This is a genomic window from Streptococcus sp. DD10 (genome assembly GCF_001578805.1).
Taxonomy (GTDB): Bacteria; Bacillota; Bacilli; order Lactobacillales; family Streptococcaceae; genus Streptococcus.
Genome location: NZ_KQ969230.1, coordinates 1 through 264, shown reverse-complemented (window position 1 = coordinate 264; position 264 = coordinate 1). Strand labels below are relative to the sequence as shown.

The window sequence follows — 264 nt, the reverse complement described above, 5'->3', positions numbered from 1 at the left end:
TCCTTTTGATAAAATAAAACCATCCCACATAGAAAGGAGACGGTAAATGTATATCATCACTCGGGTAGTCTAGTTGGTTTATGACTAACTGTAACTACCCACGTCCTAGAGTTTTCTAAGGTTTGCTCACCTTCAAAATCAACATCCCTAGAAACCTCTACACTCACATCGCTTTCTGGAAAGCGGTCAATATAGGCTTGGATGCGTTCTTCCAAGCCTTTTATCTTTGGATATTTATTTTGATAGATTTTGATATCATTAACA

Annotated in this window: 1 protein-coding gene; it reads right to left on the bottom strand. The window is 37.1% G+C overall.

Features of this window, described 5'->3' with window-relative positions:
- Nucleotides 1-56 precede the first annotated feature (56 nt).
- The coding region (locus STRDD10_RS11315) for a hypothetical protein (protein WP_197458355.1) at nt 57-264 on the bottom strand (208 nt) is incomplete at its 5' end.